The sequence below is a fragment of the Amycolatopsis sp. NPDC003865 genome (assembly GCF_053605345.1).
This window is the reverse complement of record NZ_JBSGJA010000022.1, coordinates 21,846-37,016: the sequence shown is the minus strand read 5'-3', so window position 1 is coordinate 37,016 and position 15,171 is coordinate 21,846. Positions and strand designations below refer to the sequence as shown.

The 15,171-nt window shown below is 70.1% G+C and carries 18 protein-coding genes; 7 read left to right on the top strand and 11 right to left on the bottom strand.

Features of this window, described 5'->3' with window-relative positions; translation table 11 throughout:
• Window positions 1-20: 20 nt before the first annotated feature.
• The 5 genes from ACWEVP_RS38970 to ACWEVP_RS38950 form a co-directional block, all read right to left on the bottom strand.
• Window positions 21-2,483 (bottom strand): alpha-L-rhamnosidase-related protein, encoded by a 2,463-nt coding sequence (locus ACWEVP_RS38970; RefSeq protein WP_452067592.1) that lies wholly within the window; start codon window positions 2,481-2,483, stop codon window positions 21-23.
• 125 nt (window positions 2,484-2,608) lie between these two features.
• Entirely contained in the window at window positions 2,609-3,238 is a 630-nt protein-coding gene (locus tag ACWEVP_RS38965) for a MarC family protein (RefSeq protein WP_452067591.1), read from the bottom strand.
• Between the two features lies 1 nt (window position 3,239).
• Window positions 3,240-4,103 carry a PHP domain-containing protein gene (locus ACWEVP_RS38960; RefSeq protein WP_452067590.1) on the bottom strand — a complete coding sequence of 288 codons (864 nt, stop codon included), beginning with the start codon at window positions 4,101-4,103 and terminating at the stop codon, window positions 3,240-3,242.
• A gap of 53 nt (window positions 4,104-4,156) precedes the next feature.
• Window positions 4,157-4,717 (bottom strand): PH domain-containing protein, encoded by a 561-nt coding sequence (locus ACWEVP_RS38955; protein ID WP_072481681.1) that lies wholly within the window; start codon window positions 4,715-4,717, stop codon window positions 4,157-4,159.
• A gap of 21 nt (window positions 4,718-4,738) precedes the next feature.
• Window positions 4,739-4,903: a hypothetical protein gene (locus ACWEVP_RS38950; protein ID WP_167379843.1), complete on the bottom strand. Its 165-nt coding sequence runs from the start codon at window positions 4,901-4,903 to the stop codon at window positions 4,739-4,741.
• Window positions 4,904-5,099: 196 nt separating this feature from the next.
• Here ACWEVP_RS38950 and ACWEVP_RS38945 point away from each other — a divergent pair, with 196 nt between their 5' ends.
• Window positions 5,100-5,513 carry an NUDIX hydrolase gene (locus ACWEVP_RS38945; RefSeq protein ID WP_452067589.1) on the top strand — a complete coding sequence of 138 codons (414 nt, stop codon included), beginning with the start codon at window positions 5,100-5,102 and terminating at the stop codon, window positions 5,511-5,513.
• On the opposite strand, the gene ACWEVP_RS38940 is transcribed toward ACWEVP_RS38945, so the two are convergent.
• Together ACWEVP_RS38940 and ACWEVP_RS38935 are read right to left on the bottom strand one after the other, a co-directional pair.
• The gene (locus ACWEVP_RS38940; protein WP_452067588.1) at window positions 5,514-6,608 is read right to left on the bottom strand and encodes a DUF2332 domain-containing protein; all 1,095 of its coding nucleotides are present in this window, start codon (window positions 6,606-6,608) and stop codon (window positions 5,514-5,516) included.
• 7 nt (window positions 6,609-6,615) lie between these two features.
• Window positions 6,616-7,119: a MaoC family dehydratase gene (locus tag ACWEVP_RS38935; RefSeq protein ID WP_452067587.1), complete on the bottom strand. Its 504-nt coding sequence runs from the start codon at window positions 7,117-7,119 to the stop codon at window positions 6,616-6,618.
• A 309-nt stretch (window positions 7,120-7,428) separates the two neighbouring features.
• On the opposite strand from ACWEVP_RS38935, the gene corA reads away from it, so the two are divergent.
• The 3 genes from corA to ACWEVP_RS38920 all read left to right on the top strand — a co-directional run bounded on the left by corA (window position 7,429) and on the right by ACWEVP_RS38920 (window position 10,170).
• Window positions 7,429-8,511 carry a magnesium/cobalt transporter CorA gene (gene corA / locus ACWEVP_RS38930; RefSeq protein WP_452067586.1) on the top strand — a complete coding sequence of 361 codons (1,083 nt, stop codon included), beginning with the start codon at window positions 7,429-7,431 and terminating at the stop codon, window positions 8,509-8,511.
• Window positions 8,512-8,683: 172 nt separating this feature from the next.
• A complete protein-coding gene (locus tag ACWEVP_RS38925; protein WP_452067585.1) occupies window positions 8,684-9,334 on the top strand; it encodes a metallophosphoesterase family protein in 651 nt (216 codons plus the stop codon).
• On the top strand, window positions 9,331-10,170 hold the full coding sequence (locus ACWEVP_RS38920; RefSeq protein ID WP_452067584.1) for a chromosome partitioning protein ParB: 840 nt from the start codon (window positions 9,331-9,333) through the stop codon (window positions 10,168-10,170). The genes ACWEVP_RS38925 and ACWEVP_RS38920 overlap by 4 nt, the downstream gene beginning before the upstream one ends.
• Window positions 10,171-10,213: 43 nt before the next feature.
• Here the strand turns inward: ACWEVP_RS38920 and ACWEVP_RS38915 are convergent, their stop codons facing one another.
• The 3 genes from ACWEVP_RS38915 to ACWEVP_RS38905 all read right to left on the bottom strand — a co-directional run bounded on the left by ACWEVP_RS38915 (window position 10,214) and on the right by ACWEVP_RS38905 (window position 13,017).
• On the bottom strand, window positions 10,214-10,957 hold the full coding sequence (locus tag ACWEVP_RS38915) for a hypothetical protein (RefSeq protein ID WP_452067583.1): 744 nt from the start codon (window positions 10,955-10,957) through the stop codon (window positions 10,214-10,216).
• Window positions 10,957-11,451, bottom strand: coding sequence for a SigE family RNA polymerase sigma factor (locus ACWEVP_RS38910; protein WP_452067582.1), 495 nt, complete (start codon window positions 11,449-11,451; stop codon window positions 10,957-10,959). The genes ACWEVP_RS38915 and ACWEVP_RS38910 overlap by 1 nt, the downstream gene beginning before the upstream one ends.
• A gap of 66 nt (window positions 11,452-11,517) precedes the next feature.
• Window positions 11,518-13,017, bottom strand: coding sequence for an MFS transporter (locus ACWEVP_RS38905; RefSeq protein WP_452067581.1), 1,500 nt, complete (start codon window positions 13,015-13,017; stop codon window positions 11,518-11,520).
• A gap of 119 nt (window positions 13,018-13,136) precedes the next feature.
• Here ACWEVP_RS38905 and ACWEVP_RS38900 point away from each other — a divergent pair, with 119 nt between their 5' ends.
• The 3 genes from ACWEVP_RS38900 (at window position 13,137) to ACWEVP_RS38890 (ending at window position 14,919) form a co-directional block, all read left to right on the top strand.
• A complete protein-coding gene (locus ACWEVP_RS38900) occupies window positions 13,137-13,802 on the top strand; it encodes a TetR/AcrR family transcriptional regulator (protein WP_452067580.1) in 666 nt (221 codons plus the stop codon).
• Window positions 13,803-13,884: 82 nt separating this feature from the next.
• Window positions 13,885-14,721, top strand: coding sequence for a helix-turn-helix domain-containing protein (locus ACWEVP_RS38895; RefSeq protein WP_452067579.1), 837 nt, complete (start codon window positions 13,885-13,887; stop codon window positions 14,719-14,721).
• A gap of 9 nt (window positions 14,722-14,730) precedes the next feature.
• Complete coding sequence (locus ACWEVP_RS38890; RefSeq protein WP_452067578.1) at window positions 14,731-14,919, top strand: DUF397 domain-containing protein; 189 nt, start codon at window positions 14,731-14,733, stop codon at window positions 14,917-14,919.
• On the opposite strand, the gene ACWEVP_RS38885 is transcribed toward ACWEVP_RS38890, so the two are convergent.
• On the bottom strand, window positions 14,903-15,097 hold the full coding sequence (locus tag ACWEVP_RS38885) for a PspC domain-containing protein (protein ID WP_400900053.1): 195 nt from the start codon (window positions 15,095-15,097) through the stop codon (window positions 14,903-14,905). The two genes, ACWEVP_RS38890 and ACWEVP_RS38885, sit on opposite strands and share 17 nt — an antisense overlap.
• Between the last annotated feature and the right edge of the window lie 74 nt (window positions 15,098-15,171).

The window sequence follows — 15,171 nt, the reverse complement described above, 5'->3', positions numbered from 1 at the left end:
GCGCGGCACCCGTGAAGTCGCTACCTCACGACCAAGACAGTGTGCGTGCCTCCGCCCACGGTCAACGGACCCGCCGCACGCAGCGGGCGGCCATCCAGCAAGACCAGCCGGCCACCAGGGACCACCAGCGAACCCGAAGTCCCCCGCGGAGCCGTGACCGTCAACGAGAACACCGAACCCTGCTGAGACCACGAAGCCGACAACGCACCCTTCGGCGTCGGCACCGCGCCACGAGCCCACGAGACCGAACCCGGGTGCGGCGCCACAGTCCACGTCGCGAAGCCCGGCGAAGCAGGCGAGACGCCCAGCAGCTCGTTCGTCAACGCCGGCACCACACCGGTCGACCAGCCGTGCGCCGCCGACGTGTACCCCTGCTCGTAGTGCGACCCCCCTTCACCGATGCCCTCCCACGCCGTGAGGCCCGGGTCGTGCGACGCCATCCAGCCGTACATCCGCTTGATCTGGTCGATCGCCGAGTCGGGCTGACCGCTCCGGAACCGCGCCTGCAGCTCGGGGAACGACGTGAACGCGTACACGCGCTTCGTGCCGTCGGAAACCAGGGTGTCGTTGTCCATGAACGGGTTCCCGTACGGCAACGCGCCCGCCGCGAGCCGCGCCAACGCCGATGTGGCCTGCGAAGGCGACGCGATGCCGGCCAGGATGGCCTGGCTGTTGCCGTCCTGGCCGTGCCGCACCGCGCCCGTTCCGGAGTCGAGGTACGCGCCCGCCGCCGGATCCCACAAGTAGGTGTTCACCGCCGACGCGACGCCGGAAGCCCGCGCCAGCCACCGGTCGGCGTCGGCGGGATGCCCGGTCGCCCGCGCCAGCCCGGCCGCGCCCTGGAGCGCCCGGACGTACAACGCGTTGTAGTACGTCACTTCGCCGGTGCGCGGCAGGAACGCGTAGTCGCCGTAGCCGCCGGTGCCGTTGAGCCCCTTCGCGAGCAACCCGCGCGAATCGGTGACCGACGGGTACCACGAGTCGAGCGTCTTCACGAGGTGCGAGTAGTACGAAGCCGCGTACGCGGTGTCGCCCGTGTAGAGCACGTAGTCCCAGCTCGACGTGACCCACCAGAGCGGATAGTCGAACAGCGGCAACGTGTAGCCGTTGATCGAAGCGGGCGGGATCCAGCCGTCCGCGCGCTGGTGGTCGGCCAGGTCGGCGAGCACGTTGCGAGCCGCCGTGCCGTCCTGGTGCGTCAGGTACTCGGTCAGCCCGGACACCGCGACGTCGCCGACGTACGGGTCCCGGTCGCGCTTCGCGCCGTCGTGCAGCACCAGCTTCCCGTCCAGCGACGGCGAAAACGCGCCGCGCGGGTCCACATCGGACTCGCGGAAGGTGTCCATGCCCAGCTCGTTGGTGTACGACGCCGCGTACCAGTAGCGGTTCAACGCGTCATCGGACGACTCGAACCAGCCGCGGTAGGTGTCCGGAGTGCCGAGGAACGGCGTGAAGTCGAGCGAGACGCCGTTGATCCGCACCTCACCGGACGGCTGGGCCAGCGGTGCGTCCGAGGCCAGCGCGTCCAGGCTGATCCGCAGGTAGCGGAAGCCGTGCAGGCCGTCCGCGCACACCTGCGTCCCGCTCAGGCAGCCCTTCGTGTCCCGCCAGACGGCCGGCGACGCGGGCACGGCGTACTGGTCGCTGCCCGGCCCGCCGGAGAAGTCCGAGCGGGTGAAGTCGGAGCGTTCGCCCAGGTACTGCAGGGTTTCCGAGAACGACAGCCGGACGCCCGGCCGGTTCGCCGACGCGCCCGCGAACGAGACCTTCGGGTACCCGGCGACGACCTTGCCGAAGTCGACGACGGCCGTCGGGACCGGCGGGTCGGCGACCAGGCCCGGCCAGACCTCGGTGACCCGGCTGAACTCGCCCGACGGCGTGTTCTGGTCCTTCGTGACGGTGATCCGGACCTGCGTGGTCGTCACCGGCCGGTCGAACGGGACCGCGCGCTGCACGGCGCTGTTGCCGCTGACCGAGGCCGCGACGCGCCACGCGCCCGCGTCCAGCACCTCGACGGTGTAGTCCTGCGGCACACCGTCCACACTGGACAGCAGCGTGACGCCGGGCAGCGTCACCGGCGCGGCCGAGGTGATGGTCAGGACGTCCGGGTAGGCGCCGATCGTGTCGTCGTTCCAGAACGTCTCGGTGTCGCCGTCGACGGCGTTGCCGGGGGCGTAGGTCCGCGGCTGGCCGTTCCCGCCGTTGTTCGGGGCGTGGAACGACGACGCGGCCGCGGTGGTCCCCGCGGGCCACGCCGGCTTCGGCGGCGGTGCCTGCCGCTTGAAGGTCGCGACACCCCGGCCGAGCAGGCCGTCCGGGTTGGTGACGTCGCCGGTGGTGGACAGCACCTTCACCGGCCGGACGTCCCGGGTCGACGGCGCGACGACGTACTTCTGCCAGCTCGGCGCGGCGCCGGCGGGCGCGGCGACCACGCCGCTCGCCACCAGCACCGTGACCGGCAGGACTGCTCTGAGCCACTTCATCGAGGCCTCCGCAAGGCGTTTGAATCGTTTCAACCGCTGAGCTGAGGTTCAGGCTGCGCGAGCGGCGCCAACGATGTCAACGACCGCGGGGGTTCCTGTCCGGCAGGACAACCCGAAAGGCGGGGTCAGTTCCCGCCGGCGATGAAGCCGCGCACGGAGTTCGCGACGAGCTCGACGGCGATGGCCGCGAGCAGCAGGCCGGCCACCTTGGCCAGCAGCGTGATGCCGCTTTCCTTGATCAGCCGGATGACGACGCCGGAGTAGCGCATGCAGATGTAGATCACGAAGTGCGTCATGACGATCGCCAGCGCCAGCGCGATGTACGCGCCGACGTGGCCGTCGGCCTGGCGGACGAACACGATGGTCGCGGCGATGGCGCCGGGCCCGGCCAGCAGCGGCGTGCCGAGCGGGACGAGCGCGACGTTGACGTCTTCCGCGGCCGCCTCGGGTTCGTGGCCGCTGCCGGTGAGCAGCTGCAGCGCGATGAGCAGGAGCAGCAGGCCACCGGCGCCCTGCAGCGCCGGGATGCCGATGCCGAGGTAGGCGAGGATCGCCTGTCCCGCGACCGCGAACAGGCTGATGACCAGCAGCGACACCAGGACGGCCTGCCGCGCGGCGCGGGCGCGGACGGCCATCGGCTTGCGGCCGACCAGGCTCAGGAACACCGGCACCGTGCCGGGCGGGTCCATGATGACGATCAGGGTGATCGTCGCGCTCATGAAGAGCTTGGCGTCGAAGAAGTCGGCGAGCGCCATGTCAGCCCTTCACGACCTGGAACCCCGTCGCCCGCGAAACGAGCTCCTCGAGCTGCCCGGGGTCGGTGGTGCACTCGCCGAGCGCGATCGTCTTGTTGGTGCCGTGGTAGTCGCTCGACCCGGTGACGAGCAGGCCGAGCTCGCCGGCCAGCGCGCGGGTGCGCGCCCGCGTCGGCGCGTCGTGGTTCGGGTGGTCGGCTTCGACGCCGGTGAGCCCGTGCGCGGCCAGGCCGGCGAGGGTGTCCTCGCTGATCGTGGCACCGCGGCTGAAGGCGAAGGGGTGCGCGATGACCGTGACGCCGCCGGCCGCGGCGATCATGTCGATGGCCTCCTCGACCGGGGTGTCGCGGCGGGCGACGTAGTAGCCGCGGCGGGGGCTGAGGTAGTCGGCGAAGGCCTCGTCGACGGACTTGACCAGCCCGGCCCGGACCAGCGCCTGGGCCAGGTGCGGGCGTCCGGGCGGGGAGTCCTCGGGCAGCAGGCCGAAGATCTCGTCGGCGTCGACGGGCAGGCCGTCGGCGGCCATCCGCTCGGCCATCCGGCGCAGCCGCGTGCGGCGCTCGACGCGCAGCCGGGTCTGCTCGGTGACCACCGCCTCGGCCGTCGGGTCGAAGAGGTAGGCGAGCAGGTGGACGCTGATCTGGCGGCCGGTTTCGGGATCGATCGACACCGTGGAGAGCTCGGCGCCGGGGACGAGGGTCAGCCCCGGCGGAATGGCCTCGGTCGCGGGCGCCCAGCCCGCGGTGGTGTCGTGATCGGTGATGGCGACGGCGTCGAGGCCGGCTCTCGCCGCCGCGGCGACGAGACCGGCCGGCGTGTCGGTGCCGTCGGAAGCGGTGGAGTGGGCGTGCAGGTCGATGCGCATCGGGTCCATTGTCGACGATGCGCTGGGTCACACGCCCGGCGGGATGAGGCTTGTCAGCCGACCGGCTTCTTTCCGCGGGCGGCCCGCTGGGCCTTGATCATGGAGAAGCGCTCGGCCTGCTTCTGCTTGTCGCCGAAGACGAGCTCCGAGATCGTGTCGTAGAACTCTTCGGGCCGCGGCAGGTAGTCGATCCGGTTCAGCGCCTGGATCTGCCCGGCCGACTCGACGACCATCGTGCCGTAGCCCATCATGCGGCCGGTGGCGGTCCGCACGTAGCTGAGGTCGGTGACCTTGCTGATCGGCATCATCAGCACCTTGGTGGTGAACACCCCGGTGGTCATGACGAACCGCTTGTCGGTCACCACGAGGCGCTCGACCCACCACTCCATCACCTGGTAGGCGAAGCGCAGGACGACGAGCAGCGCCACGTACCAGAGGATGTTCTGGCCGATGTACAGCGCCGGTGGCAGCAGGTAGGACACCAGGACGCAGACGGCCAGCAGCGCGGCCGCTTCGAAGGTGTCCCACAGCAGCACCGCCCAGTGGCGGCGGATCCGGATGACCCGCCGCTCGGTGTCGAGGAGGTACTCGTCGGGATCGCGAGGCGCGAACATAGGTCGAGGGTAGCCCCGCTGTCAGCCCTTGAACACGTTGCTGACGAAGGTGATCACCGATTCGGCCGAGCTGCGCAGGAAGTCGACGATGTTGCCGACAAGGCCCGCGGCCTGACCCGGCTGGGCAATGACGAAGAACAGCACCAACGCGATACCGGCGAGGCCCGCAATCTTCTTCACGTTCACCGCGATCAAATCCCGTCTCTTACGGTGACACCGGACAACAGCAAAAATCCTGACTTTTTACGTTGTACCGCACTGAACAGGCGCTGGGGAGGTAAGTCCCGCGCTTGGGTCAGCACGCGGTCCGAAGTGTACCGTACGGCTACTCTCCGTGTACAGGACATCCGTTTTCAGTTCGGTCACGTCTACCCTTCGGGACATGAACGGCCCCACCAGCACCACGATCCGCTGCGTAGGCGGTGTCGCGTACGACGCGCACGGCCGTTTGCTGCTCATCCGCCGCCGGAACGACCCCGGTTCGGGGCAATGGTCGCTGCCAGGTGGCCGAGTCGAACCGGGCGAAACGGACAAACAGGCAGTAATCCGTGAGCTCGTCGAAGAGACCGGGCTCGACGTGATTCCCGGCACACTGGTGGGTTCGGTGACCAGGGGCCCCTACGAAATCTTCGACTACGCGTGCGAAGTGGCCGGCGGGACGCTCACGGCGGGTGACGACGCGACGGACGCCCGTTGGTCCGATGCGGCAGACCTGAAAGCGCTCGAGGCCGCGGGGGAGCTGGTGGATCTCCTGTACGTGACGCTGCGCGACTGGAAAGCGCTCCCCCGCGCCTGACTACAGCGGCAACCAGGTCATCCGCTGCCCGTGCGGGGCGGTGCGGGCCAAGGCGTGGGCCTCCGCCTTCCCGTCTTCCCACCGCACGACGCCCAGGGTCGCGAGCCCGTCGGCCCCGGAGAGGTCCGCACGGCCCGGCAAGACGGTCTCGAGGCCGGCGCCGTAGAACTCCTCCGAAACCCACCAGACCGGCCGCGAAGCCGCCAGCGACGCCAGCTCGGCGAGGAACGCCGCCCGCCGCTCGGCCGGGAAGTACGCCAGCGCGTGGCTCGTCACCACCACCAGCGGTCCCTCCAGGGTCGCGGCCGCCGAAGCGACGTCGTCCACGCCGTCGCCCTCGATCAGCCGCGGCCGGTGCTTGGCCTGCTCCGCCGCCGCCGTGCGCAGGAGCCGGATGCGGTCGGGCTGGTCGGCCCAGACGCAGGCCTCCAGCCACGCCAGCTCGTCCTCGTCCGAGAGGTCCACCGGCGCCCGGTCCAGGCCCGCCCGGTCGAGGATCGCCAGCTTCTTCGGCAGCTTCGGCGCCACCGCGCCCGGCGCGAGGTCCAGCGCGCAGTGCAGCCCGACCGCGGCCTTCGCCGGGCCCGCCGTCAGCTGCTCGCCGCCGTCGCACTGGTAGCGGTAGCCGAAGCGGTCCAGCCCCAGCAGCAGCCCCGCGCTGCATCCGACCTCCAGCAACGCGACCTTGCCGCCCGCTTCCTTCGCCGCCCGCGCCACGCCCGGGTACAGCAGCGCCGCCCGGCGGACCTCGTTCGTCTGCGTGTACCGCGACGAGATCAGCGCGCGCGCCTTGTCCGCGCGCTCCAGCAGGAACGACCGGAACAGCGGCCAAGTCTCCGAATCCACGCCGTCGAAACCGCCCAGGGACGGGTAGTACCGCGAAAGCGGGTGGATCGGATCGGCCTGGACCAGCCGGTGCGCGGTCGCCATCAGCAGCGTCGCCCGCACCTCGCCGTCCCGCGCGGCCGAAAGCAGCCCGGCGACGTCGTCGTCCGCCGCCGCCTGCAGCGCCAGGTGCTCGTACAGCGGCGACACCCCGCGCGCTTCGACTTCCGCGAACGTGCGCAGTACGCCCTTGATCCCGTCCAAGTCCATCAGAGCCTCATTCGTGCGGGACCGGACGGCCCGGCTGCTCCCCGCCCCGGGTCTCGCCGTACGAGCGCTTCGGCACCATCACCTTCCGGCGGAAGGTGCACACGATCAGGCCGTCCTGCTTGTACCCGCGCGTCTCGACGTACACGACGCCGCGGTCGTCCTTGGACTTCGACGGCGTCTTGTCGAGCACCTCGGTCTCGCCGTAGATGGTGTCGCCGTGGAACGTCGGCTTGACGTGCTTGAGGGACTCGACCTCGAGGTTCGCGATGGCCTTGCCGGAGACGTCGGGCACGGACATGCCCAGCAGCAGCGAGTAGATGTAGTTCCCGACCACGACGTTCTTGCCGAAGTCGGTGGTCTCCTCGGCGTAGTGCGCGTCGAGGTGCAGCGGGTGGTGGTTCATCGTGAGCAGGCAGAACAGGTGGTCGTCGTATTCGGTGACCGTTTTGCCCGGCCAGTGCTTGTAGACCGCACCGACCTCGAACTCCTCGTAGTACCGACCGAACTGCACTCGACTCTCCTGTCCGGGTAACACCGCGTGAGGCTGGTACGACACGCATCCGTGGTGAGGAGTACCCTCAACCATTGGTTCTCGCGCGTCAACGCGAGCCCCACCACTCTCCACCCGGCCGAAGGAGGTGAGGAACCCCGATGAGTAGTGGCGATAGTCCGCTCCCTAGTAGTCCCAGCGTTCCCACCTCACGGGTCGTCTCCAGGTAGGCCTTCTCTCTTCCCGGGAACGCTGGTGTCGCCGGGCGGACGCGGTTCCGCCCCTGGTCAGTCGTCTCGCACGACCAACGCACGACGCCCAGGAGATCCCATGCCTGCCATTCCCTCCCTCGGCGGCCTTCGCGGCCGCGGCAACAAGGGCGCCGTTCCCGTCCGCCCGGTTCCGGTCCCGCTGTCCGCGTACGTCGTGGACTGCGCGGTGTACGTCGCGGGCGAGCGCCTGCCCGGCCGCTGGACGCACACCGAAGCGATCAAAGAGGTCCGGAAGCGGCACGAGGGGTTCGTCTGGATCGGGCTGCACGAGCCCGATTCCAACCAGATCCAGGGCATCGCGGAGACGTTCGGGCTGCACGAGCTGGCGGTCGAGGACGCGCTCGAAGCGCACCAGCGGCCGAAGCTGGAGCGCTACGACGACACGCTGTTCCTCGTGGTGAAGACCGTCCGGTACGTCGAACACGAATCACCCACCACGGCGAACGAGATCGTCGAGACCGGCGAGCTCATGGTGTTCCTCGGCCGGGACTTCGTGATCACCGTCCGCCACGGGAACCACTCGGGCCTGGCGCGCCTGCGCCGCGAGCTGGACGACGACCCCGAGCGCCTGAAGCTGGGGCCGTCCGCGGTCGTGCACGCGATCGCCGACCACGTCGTCGACCACTACCTCGACGTCACGGGCCGGATCGAGAACGACATCGACGTCATGGAGGCGCAGGTCTTCGCGCCCCGCTCGCAGATCAGCGCCGAGCAGATCTACCTGATGAAGCGGGAGGTGCTCGAGCTGCGCCGCGCGGTGATGCCGCTGGCGACGCCGGTCCAGCGCCTGGCCGAGGGCTACACGCGGCTGGTGCCGGACGAGGTCCGCTCGTACTTCCGCGACGTCGCGGACCACCTCACGACCGTGTCCGAGCGGGTGGCGGCGTTCGACGAGCTGCTGTCCACCCTGGTCGACGCGACGGTCGCGAAGATCTCCCTGCAGCAGAACACCGACATGCGCAAGATCACGTCGTGGGCGGCGATCATCACCGTGCCGACGATGATCGCGGGCATCTACGGGATGAACTTCGACTACCTGCCCGAGCTGCACTGGAAGTTCGGGTACCCGCTGGTGATCACGGTCATCCTCGGGATCTGCCTGTTGCTGTACCGAATATTCCGGAAGAACGGCTGGCTCTAGGTCCCCCTCTTCCCCCATCGGAGTGTTCGCCATGTCCCGGATGCTGTCCAACCTCAAGTTCTGGGCGCTCGCGCTCAGCCTCGTGTGGATCTTCGTCATCACTTTCGTCATCGTCGCCGACCCGGGTTTCGCGCACGGCATGAAGTGAGGGCCCGGGTCGTACCCTGGACCCATGCCGAAAGCGCTGGTCGTCTCCGACGAGGTCGACGAGCGGTTGTGGACCGACGCGGTCCGCGCCGTCTCCGTCGACCTCGTCATCGGCGCCGGCGACCTGCCCTACGACTACCTCGCGTTCCTGGCCGGCGCGCTCGACGTGCCGTGCGTGTTCGTGCCCGGCAACCACGACCCGGACCTCAGCGGCTACACGCGCTACGGCGGGCTGTCCATGAAGGACGGTTTCCCGACGCCCTGGCCGGGCCCGGCGGGCGGCATCAACGCCGACGGCCGGATCGTCGACGTCGCCGGCCTGCGGTTCGCCGGGCTCGGCGGCTCGATCCGCTACAACGACGGGCCGAACCAGTGGACCCAGCGCCAGCAGGCGCGCCGGGCCCGCCGGCTGGTGCGGCGCGCGCGGTGGCGGCGGCGTCGCGACGGCCGCGGCGTCGACGTCCTGCTGACGCATTCGCCGCCGCTGGACCTCGGCGACCGGGCGGACCCGCCGCACCGCGGGTTCGCGTGCCTGCACCGGACGATCGACGTGCTGCGGCCGAAGTGGCTGCTGCACGGGCACATCCACCCCCACGGCGAGCCGGTGCCGGACCGGGTCGTCGGCGAAACCCGGATCCGCAACGTGGTGGGCCACCGGATCATGGAGTTCTCATGAAAGAGACGGGGTTCCCCCGCGCCGACGCGGAAAACGACTTCCTCCGCGCCCGCCGGGGCCAGGTGCTCTCGCGGCTTTCGACCTGGCTGCGCCGCGAGCCCGACGACGTCAACATCATGCTGCCGTTCCACGAGGTGGTGGAGGCGCTCGGCTACCTGGGCGAGAGCCGGATCGGCCTGCGGGTGATCAAACTGGACTCGATCGCGGGCACGGTCGACCGCAGCCGCGACTTCGACCGCCACTTCCGCCCGACGTCCGCCCGGGTGCGCGAACGCTGGGAGCGCCTGGCCCTGGCGGCCCGGCGCGGTGAGGAGATCCCGCCGATCGAGGTGTACCGGGTGGGCGAGCTGCACTTCATCATCGACGGCCACCACCGGGTTTCGGTCGCGATCGCGCAGGGACTGTCCACAATAGAGGCATCGGTGACGGTGGTCCGGACCAAGCTGAACCCGGCGGGCATCCGCCACCGCGGCGACCTGATCGTCAAGGACTACCGGCGGCTGTTCCTGGAGCGGGTGCCGCTGACGGGCCACGCGCGGGCATCGGTGATCGTGTCGGACCCGTGGGACTACGCGAAGCTGGGCGAGCACGTGGAGGCGTGGGGGTTCCGGCTGATGCAGGACGAGGGCAAGTTCTGCGACCGCGCGAGCGTGGCGCAGCGGTGGTTCGACGAGGAGTTCGTGCCGGTGGTGGGGATGCTGAGGCAGGCGGACCTGATCGGGGACCGGACCGACGCCGAGGCGTACATGTGGGTGGCGGCGGAGCGGTACCGGCTGATCCGGACCCACCGGTGGGACGACGAGGTCATCGAGACCCTCCGCTCCCGCCGGTCGTGAGCGGTGCTCGAGGGGCACCCCGAATTGCCGCTCGCGACCGGCCTCAGAACGTCAGCCCCGGCGTCAGCGCCAGGCTTCGCACCTGCTCCAGCGTCAACGTCGGCTCCGGACGCTGCTTCGGCAACCGCACCCCGGACTGCTCCGGCACCCCGCTGCTGTTCGACCAGAACTGCACGAGCGACGCTGGGCCGGCCAGTGCCACGCGGTTCTTCACGGCGTCCCCCACCCGCAGGGAAGCCGACCGCACCAATCCCAGGGCCGTGGGTTCGGTGCGGCACGTGATCTCTTCCGCTTGGCCGCACGATGGGCCCCCGGTGGTGCCGGGCACGATCAGCACGTACACCGACCCCGGACCCGCCGCGTCGGTCACCCGCACTCCCAGGTGGAAGATCGCCTCCTCGGGTGCGGCTCCGATCGGGTCCGCGATCAGGCGGAACGGATCCGCGGGCGGCGGCGTCTCGCCCGGAGTCGTCAACCGGGTGACGACAGCGTCCGCGGGCAGGAGCGCTCGGACCGCGTTGCCCACCACGCAGCTCAGCCGGTCGACCAGCGCCGACCGCGTGTCCACCGCGGTGGGGCACGGCCGCCCGGCCACCGGATCGCGGTCCGGCAGCACCACCACCGCCAACCCCAGCGCGAGCACCGCCACGAACACCGCCACCGCCCCGGTGAGCAGGTGCCGCCGTCGGGACAGGCGCGCTGCCGAAAGAACGGCTTCGCCAGTGAGGCCCAGAGGCGGTTCGCCCTCGGTCACGTACTCCGTCAAGGCGGTCCGGACGTCTTCCATCACCGCTCCCCGCTCATCGGAAACGCCAGAGCCGCGCGCAGGGCGTCCACCCCGCGGGCCGTCTGGGACTTGACCGTGCCTTCGGCGATGCCGAGCAGCGACGCCACCTCCGTCACCGGGAGGTCTTCGAGGAACCGGAGCACGACCATCGCGCGCTGGCGGGGCGTCAGCCCGGACAGCGCGCGCTCCACGTCGAGGCGCAGCGGCGTGTCCCGGCCCGGTGGTGACTCCGTCTCCGGAACGACAGCCGTCACGTATTCGCGCGCGGACTTGCGCCGCCCGGCGAGGAAGAGGTTCAGCAGGATGCGGCGCGCGTACGCGTCCGCCGTGTCCGGGCGGACGCGGCGCCAGCGCCGGTACAGCTGCACGAACATCGCCTGGACCAGGTCCTCGGCTTCGTACCAGTCGCCGCAGAGCGCGAACGCCACGCGCCGGAACCGCTGCACCCGCGCTTCGAAGTACTCACTGAAGTCGGAGTCTCTGGACGCCCGCACCCGGCCCTCCTTCGCACGGTTTCAGTCTTACTAGTGCGCGGAGGGCCGGGAAGGTTCAAGCGGAACTCACATGTGGATGGCGCCGGGAGCGGCTTCGCCCTTGGGGACGCCCGGGCGCAGCAGCAGGCCGCTGAGCACCGCGCCGGCCGCGAAGATCACGGCCGCCCACGTGAACGCCGTCGTGTAGCTCTCGATCGCCGCCTCGGCCGCCAGTTGCGGGGTCGGGACCTTGCCCGCGAGGTACGACGTCGCCGCGTTGCCGGCCAGCGTCGACAGCAGCGCCGTGCCGATCGAGCCGCCCACCTGCTGCATCGTGTTGACCGCGGCCGACGCGACGCCCGCGTCGTGCGCCTCGACGCCGAACGTCGCGACGCTCATCGCCGGCGCCATCGCCAGGCCGATGCCGAAGCCCATCACCAGCAGCGGGCCGAGCACGCCGGACGCGTACGTGCTGTCGAGGCCGATGCCGCTCAGCCAGAACAGGCCCACCGCCGCGATCGCCATGCCGGTCGGGACCAGCGGGCGCGGGCCGAAGCGGGGCAGCAGCACGGCCGTCGCCGTCGTCGCCGACAGCATCAGCGTCGCCACCATCGGCAGGAACCCGACGCCGCTCTGGATCGGCGTGAACCGCAGGTTCTGCTGCACGTAGAACGTCAGGAACAGGAAGATCGCGAACATGCCGATGGCCAGCAGGAACATCGCCAGGTAGGAGCCACCGCGGTTGCGGTCCAGCAGGACGCGCAGCGGGAGCAGCGGGTGCGACACCCGCTGCTGCAGCCACGCGAAGACGCCCAGCAGCACCACGCCGGCCGCGAGGAAGCCCCACACCGACACCGACGACCACGAGTCCGACTCCGCGTTCGCGAAGCCGTAGACCAGCGCGAACAGGCCGGCCGACGCGGTGATCGTGCCCGGCAGGTCGAGCTTCGGGCGCGGTCCGGCGTCGCGCTGGTTGCGCAACAGGACCGAGCTGCCGACGAACGCGACGACGGCGAAGATGATGTTCACGAACATGCACCAGCGCCAGTCGAGGTACTCGGTGAGCACGCCGCCGAGCAGCAGCCCGACCGCCGCGCCGCCACCGCCGATGGCGCCGAACACGCCGAACGCGCGGCCGCGTTCCTTCGGGTCGGTGAACGTCGTGGTGAGCAGTGAGAGCGTGGCGGGCGCGAGCAGCGCGCCGAAGACACCCTGGGCCGCGCGGGCGATCAGCAGCATCTCGATGTTGGTCGCGAAGCCGCCGAGGGCGGACACCGCGGCGAAGCCGGCCAGGCCGACGAGCAGCGCGTTCTTGCGGCCGAACAGGTCCGCGAGGCGACCGCCGAGCAGCAGCAGGCTGCCGAACGCGAGCGCGTACGCCGTGACGACCCACTGGCGCGCGTCGTTCGAGAAGCCCAGGTCGACCTGCGCGGACGGCAGCGCGATGTTCACGACGGTCGCGTCCAGCACGACCATCAGCTGCGCGATGCCGATCATCACCAGGATCAGCCATCTGCGGCTGTGGTGGGGGTTCTCGGCGGCGCGCGCGTCCCCCGGCGCGGCGACGGCGAGAGTGGATTCGGACATGGGTGTCCCCTCACTGGGAGTGATCAGGAAGCTATGTGGAGTAGGTATCTCCCCTTACGCGACCCAAGGTACACACAAACCGGAGAAGGTGCCTCTACTTTGTGAGTTAGACTGACGGGATGACACGGGACGCTGGTCCCGCCGCACCGGCGCGGCCGCTGCGGCGCGACGCCGAACTCAATCGCCGCCGCATCCTGGCGTCGGCCCGCGAGGTGTTCGGCCTGCGGGGGCTCGAGGCCACGCTGGACGACATCGCCCACCACGCCGGCCTCGGCGTCGGCACGGTCTACCGCCGGTTCCCCAGTAAGGAACACCTGGTCGAGGCCATGTTCGCCGAGCGGATGGAAGAGATCGGCGACCTCGCCGTGGAAGCGCTGAAGGCCGAGGACCCGTGGCAGGCGTTCGTCGACTTCACCTGGAAAGCGGCCGAGATGCACTCCGCCGACCGCGGGCTGCGCGAGATCATGCTGTCCAACAAGTTCGGTCACGAGCACGTCGCCGAAGAGAAAGCCCGCATGGTGCCGTTGATCACACAGCTCATCGAGCGGGCGCAGGACGCCGGGGGGCTGCGGGCGGACTTCGCCCCCTCGGACATGGCGCTCGTGCACATGATGGTCGGCTCGGTGGTCGAGTTCACGTGCGCGGTCGACCCGGACCTGTGGCGCCGCAGCCTCGGCATGCTGCTCGACGGCCTCCGCGCGGAGCCCGGCAAGCCCTCGAAGCTGCCCCGCCCACCGCTCGACGAGCAGGAGATCGACCGGGCGATGTCCTGCTGGCGCCCCTGATGGGGTGATCGGCGCGGGATCCCGGCGCCGCCCTCCCGCCCGGACACTGCACCCCGCGCGATCATGGCGACGGGGAGGTGCGGTGGCGTACTACAGCGTTCCGGCGATCAGGCGGTTGCAGCTCGGACGGGAGCTGAAGGCCTGGCGGGAGAAAGCCGGGTTGACGCTGGAACAAGCGGGCGGCGACCTGGACATCTCCAAGAGCACGCTCTCGCGGATGGAGAAGGGCCAGGGCGCGATCCACCCGCTGCACGCGCGGGCGATGGCGGAGCTGTACCGGCTGCCCGAGGACGATCTGGTGCGGGTGGTCGACATCGCGCGCGAGGCGAAGCGGCCCAACCAGAACCGGATCGAGGGGGTGTCGGTCAACAGCTACCCGGCACTCGAGGCGGAGGCGGTTTCGGTCCGCAACTTCGAGCTGGCGACGGTGCCGGGCCTGCTGCAGACCGAGGACTACGCGGCCGCTTTCTTCGCCGAGAGCGGTACTCGCGAGCGCAACCGGAACCTCAACGTGCGCATGCACCGCGCGAAGCGGCTTCACAGCGAAGAGCCGCTTCAGCTCCACGCGATCATCGATGAGGTAGCCCTTCGCCGCCGCATCGCGAAACCCAGCGCCCTCGTGGCGCAGATGCTGCACATTGTCGAGCTCTCCGAGCTCGGCAATGTGCAGGTGCAGGTGCTGTCGGCCGCGATCGGAGTGCACCCGGGGCTACGGGGTGCGTTTTCGGTGCTGCGGTTCCCGGAGGACACCATCAGCGATCTCGGCTACGTGGACCACGCGGGCGGCCACCTGCAGCTGGTCAAGCAGACCCAGGTCGCCGAGCTCATCCGCCAGTTCCGCAAGCTGAGTAGGATGGCCCTCGGCGAAGGCGAGTCGAGGGATCTCGTTTTCGCGCTGGCCAACGAAATGAGCGCTTGAGGTGGGGCTGTGGACCTGAACGAGGCGACCTGGTTCAAGAGCAGCTACAGCCAAGGCGAAAACACCGCTTGCGTCGAAGTCTCCCTCACCTCGCCCGCCGTGGCGGTGCGGGACTCGAAAGACCCTTCCGGCCCGCACCTCACCTTCGCCCCGTCGTCCTGGCTCGGGTTCCTCACCGCCGTCACTCGGACGGGATGATCGCCCACAGGATCAGGTACGCCACGAACTGCGGCCCGGGCAGCAGGCACGACAGCACGGCCAGCAGCCGCACGGTGCTCGTCTTCATGCCCCACCTCTGGGCGAGACCCGCGCACACGCCGCCGATCATGCGGCCGTAGCGGGGACGGGACAGCCGTCGGGTGACCGGTGCGCTCATCGTTTTTCCCTTTCCTCGAAGTTCCGATATCTCCACTTCACCACCGGAGTACCCGCTTCCGCATCGCCCGCGGG